Consider the following 4,953-nt stretch of genomic DNA (forward strand, 5'->3'; position numbering starts at 1 on the left):
ACCGCCCCGCCGGCCCCCGCCGCCTTCGCCGGCCGCCGCCGCGAACTGGCCGCCCTGCGCACCGACATCGAACGCGCGGGGCTCGACACCCTCTCCGGCCGCAAGGGCGCCCGCAGCCGGGTGCTGCTGATCGCCGGGCGGCCCGGCTCGGGCCGCAGCGCCCTCGCCGCCGAACTGGCCCGGCAGCTGGCCGGCGACTACCCGGACGGCGTGCTGCGGTCCTGGCTGAGCACCGCCGACGGCCGGCCCCTGCCCACCGCCGACGTCGCCCGCGACCTGCTCACCCAGCTCGGCGAGCGGGTCCCCGCCGGCGCGGCGGAGGACGAGCTGACCGAGGCGCTGCGCGCCGCGCTGGCCGACCGGCGCGCCCTGCTCCTGCTGGACGACGCGGCCGGCGCCGAGCAGGTCGAGCCGCTGCTCCCGGACGCCCCCGACTGCCTGGTCCTCGCCGTCTCCGAGGGGCCGCTGACCGGAATCACGGACGTACGGCCCTGCACGCTCGGCGGCCTGGACACCGCGGCCGGCGTGGAGATCCTGACCCGGTACGCGGGCCAGACCCGCATCACCGTCGACCCGCGCACCGCCGAACAGGTCGTCCAGGACTGCGGCGGCCAGCCCGCCGCCCTCGTCCTGGCCGGCGGCTGGCTCGCCGCGCACCCCAAGTCCTCGCTGTCCGACCTGCTGCGGACGCTGTTCCTGCTGCCGCCCGGCGAGGAGGAGAGCGCGCCCGTCCCGCGCACGCTGGCCCGCGCCTTCCGGCTGGCGTACGAATCGCTGCCGCTGCCGGCCGCCCGGATACTGCGGCTCCTCTCGCTCGCCCCGGCCGGCCTCGTCGACGCGCACACCGCGTCCGCGCTGGCCGGCTGCTCGGTGGTGGCCGCCGAATCCACCCTGCGCGACTTCGCCGCCAGGGGGCTGCTGCGGCCGGTGGAGCCGGCGGCGGAGCCGGTGTCGGGCGGCACCGACCCGCTGGCCGGGCTGCCGGCGCAGTACCGCGTACCGAACTGCCTGGTGCCGCTGCTGCGCCACCACCTCAAGGCCCACGAGCGCCCGCCGGAGATCCAGCTCTCCCGGGCCCGGATGCTGGAGCGGACCGTACGGCAGCTGCAGTCCTGCCGGGCGATGGGGGAGCCCGCGGGATCCCCGGCCCGCGAACGGACCTCCGGGCTGCCGCGGTCGCTGCGCTTCGGGTCCGTCCCCGAGGCCGCGGCCTGGCTGCGCAGCCGCCGCCCTGCCCTGCTGGACTCCGCCCGGATCGCCGTCGCGGACGGCGAGCTGGACACGCTGGACCGGCGGCTGATGGCCGCGCTGGTACGGGCACTGCTCGCGCACGAGGCGCCCGAGGCGGCGGCTCCCGACCTGTACGGGCTGCACGGCCTGGTCCTGGAGGTCGCCGAGCGGCGCGGCCTGGCCCGGGAGAAGGCCGCCGCGCTGCTGAACCTCGGCGACCTGGACGCCGAGGCGGGCCGCGCCGAGAACGCGCTCGCCCGGTACCGGGGCGCGCTGGAGTCGGCGCGCGCGGTCAAGGACGCGGTCGCGACCGGGCGCGCGCTGGAGTCGCTGGGCGGCACGTACGCCGAGCTGGGCGACTGGCAGCGGGCCGCCGACTGGTACGGGCGGGCGCTGGAGCTGCGGCTCTCCCGCGGCGACACGGCCGAGGCGGCCCGGCTGCACGGGCGGCTGGGCGCGGTGCACACGTACGCGGGGCGCTGGGCCGAGGCGCTCCGGGAGTGGCGGGCCGCGCACGGTGCGTACCGCAGGGCCGGTGACCCGGTGGGGCTGGCGCGGGCGATGGGGGAGACGGCGCGGGTCCAGGAGTACGCGGGGCGGCCCGAGCAGGCGCTGCGCACCTGCTTCGAAGCCCTGGAACTGGCCAGGAAGGCGGCCGACGGGCGGCTGGAAGCGGCGCTCCAGCTGCGGATTGCGGACACCTTCGAACGGCTCGGCGACCCGGCGGCAGCAAGGCTGCACCGGGGCCTGGGAGAGCGAGTCTTGGCAGATCACCCGGCCTGACCTACGAAATCGGTGGCGGTTCCCGCGAAAGTAATTGCTTTGCAAGGCTAGACAACAAGAGCTCCTTCAATAGACTGGCAGAGCCGCGGTTCTCGCGGTCACATCCGTCATGCGTCTGTATGAGCGGATATTTCTCTGCAAGCACTCATTCAAGGACCGTGATCGACGTGAAGGTCGGCATCCCCCGCGAGGTCAAGAACAACGAGTTCCGCGTGGCCATCACGCCTGCTGGTGTCCACGAGCTCGTCCGCAACGGCCACCAGGTCTTCGTCGAGAAGGACGCCGGTCTCGGCTCCTCGATCACGAACGAGGAGTACGTCGGCGCCGGCGCCAACATCCTCGACACCGCCGACGAGGTCTGGGCCACCGCCGACCTGCTGCTGAAGGTCAAGGAGCCCATCGCCGAGGAGTACCACCGCCTCCGCAAGGACCAGACGCTCTTCACCTACCTGCACCTCGCCGCCTCCCGCGAGTGCACGGACGCGCTGGTCGAGTCCGGCACCACCGCGATCGCGTACGAGACCGTCGAGACCGCGAACCGGCAGCTGCCGCTGCTCGCCCCGATGTCCGAGGTCGCGGGCCGCATCGCCCCGCAGGTCGGCGCGTACCACCTGATGCGCCAGGCCGGCGGCCGCGGCGTGCTGCCCGGCGGCGTCCCCGGCGTCCACGCGGGCAAGGCGGTCGTCATCGGCGGCGGCGTCTCCGGCTGGAACGCCGTGCAGATCGCCGTGGGCCTCGGCTTCCACGTCACGCTGCTCGACAAGGACATCAACAAGCTGCGCGAGGCCGACAAGATCTTCGGCACCAAGGTGCAGACCGTCGTCTCCAACGCCTTCGAGCTGGAGAAGGCCGTCATCGAGGCCGACCTCGTCGTCGGCGCGGTCCTCATCCCGGGCGCCAAGGCCCCGAAGCTGGTCACCAACGAGCTCGTCGCCAAGATGAAGCCCGGAAGTGTCCTTGTCGACATCGCGATCGACCAGGGCGGCTGCTTCGAGGACTCGAAGCCGACCACCCACGCCGAGCCGACCTTCCAGGTGCACAACTCGGTCTTCTACTGCGTCGCCAACATGCCGGGCGCGGTGCCGAACACCTCCACCCACGCGCTCACCAACGCGACGCTGCCCTACATCGTCGAGCTGGCCAACCGCGGCTGGGTCGAGGCGCTGCGCCGGGACGCCGCGCTGGCCAAGGGCCTCAACACGCATGACGGCAAGGTCGTCTACGCCGAGGTCGCCGAGGCGCACGGTCTGGAGTCCGTCGAGCTGAGCACCCTGCTGGGCTGATTCGTCAACACGGCGCGTCAACACCACGCGCACGGCCGGGCCTTGAGACTTTCAGGCCCGGCCGGTCGCGTTTGCGACACTTTTCCGCGACCGCCCGCGGCAGGCCTCCGGCGAGCCCTCCGCAACTCGTAACGAACGTCGCTCTTCGCCCCTTTCGCGCACCCCCGAAACCTCACGGATGTGCGCCGCGCGCCCTTGACATCGGGGTGTTCCATTGCCGACACATCGTGCCGGGTCCGGTGGATTGTGTTGCTGCGGACGCCCGACACGCCATAGAGTCGCCAACCGTCGGCATGGTGTCACGCTGACCTATCGATAAGTTTCCTGGTCACATCCAAGGAGGTAAGACGACTTGTGAATGAGTCGACATTTACTCCCGGAGGTGGTCGACCAGGAGCGGTTGCACGGGGCCAGGGTCCCTCGGGGCACGAGGCTGTCGGCTCCGTCGCTGTCCACACCTTCGCAGCCCGGAAGAGCATGACGACGACAGCCCACCAGAGCATGGACGGCCATCAAGTGAACGCCACGGCCGGCGACCAGGGCGGCACACACCCGGCCCGCTTCGCCGACTACGACGACCTGCCCGAGGGGCACTTCTACGATCCGGACGCGGAGTACGAGCCGGACCCGGAGTACGCGGCGACGCTCGCGCCGGACGCCGCGCGCCAGCGCCGCGAGCGCATCGGCCCGACCGGTCGCCCCCTTCCCTACTTCCCGATCCCCGGGCCGCTCTCCGAGCACGGCCCGGCGAAGATCATCGCGATGTGCAACCAGAAGGGCGGGGTCGGCAAGACGACCTCGACCATCAACCTGGGTGCCGCGCTCGCCGAGTACGGCCGCCGCGTACTGCTGGTCGACTTCGACCCGCAGGGCGCGCTCTCGGTCGGCCTCGGAGTCAATCCGATGGAGCTCGACCTGACGGTCTACAACCTGCTCATGGAGCGGGGTATGGCGGCCGACGAGGTCCTGCTGAAGACGGCGGTCCCGAACATGGACCTGCTGCCCAGCAATATCGATTTGTCAGCCGCCGAGGTACAGCTCGTCAGCGAGGTCGCGCGCGAGTCGACCCTGCAGCGCGCCCTGAAGCCGCTGATGTCGGACTACGACTACATCGTGATCGACTGCCAGCCCTCGCTCGGCCTGCTCACGGTCAACGCCCTGACGGCGGCTCACAAGGTCATCGTCCCGCTGGAGTGCGAGTTCTTCGCGCTGCGCGGTGTGGCGCTGCTGACCGAGACGATCGAGAAGGTCCAGGAGCGGCTCAACCCCGACCTGGAGCTGGACGGCATCCTCGCCACGATGTACGACTCGCGCACCGTGCACAGCCGCGAGGTCCTCGCGCGCGTCGTGGAGGCGTTCGACGAGCACGTCTACCACACCGTGATCGGCCGTACGGTGCGGTTCCCCGAGACCACGGTCGCGGGCGAGCCGATCACCACGTACGCCTCCAACTCCGTGGGTGCCGCCGCCTACCGACAGCTCGCCAGGGAGGTGCTCGCCCGGTGTCACGCCGAGTGAGTCTGCCCGGCGCCGACGAACTGTTCCGCACCACCGGGGGGACGGCGCTGCAGTCCTCCGCGCCCCGCAGGCCGGCGAACGGCACTCCCGCGAACGGCGAGGCACCCCGGGTGCCCGCGCCGGGCGGCGAGGCCGACCC

At 72.2% G+C, this 4,953-nt stretch carries 3 protein-coding genes; all 3 read left to right on the forward strand.

What is annotated here, in order from left to right:
- Positions 1-2,013, forward strand: a 2,013-nt coding sequence (locus ABT381_RS35025) for a tetratricopeptide repeat protein (protein WP_351601919.1), incomplete at its 5' end; no start/stop codon positions are given.
- Positions 2,014-2,180: 167 nt separating this feature from the next.
- Positions 2,181-3,296 (forward strand): alanine dehydrogenase, encoded by a 1,116-nt coding sequence (ald, locus tag ABT381_RS35030; RefSeq protein ID WP_351601925.1) that lies wholly within the window; start codon positions 2,181-2,183, stop codon positions 3,294-3,296.
- A 354-nt stretch (positions 3,297-3,650) separates the two neighbouring features.
- Positions 3,651-4,814: a ParA family protein gene (locus tag ABT381_RS35035; RefSeq protein ID WP_351601922.1), complete on the forward strand. Its 1,164-nt coding sequence runs from the start codon at positions 3,651-3,653 to the stop codon at positions 4,812-4,814.
- Positions 4,815-4,953: the final 139 nt, after the last annotated feature.

Source organism: Streptomyces sp. NPDC000151, from assembly GCF_040301705.1.
Taxonomy (GTDB): domain Bacteria; phylum Actinomycetota; class Actinomycetes; order Streptomycetales; family Streptomycetaceae; genus Streptomyces.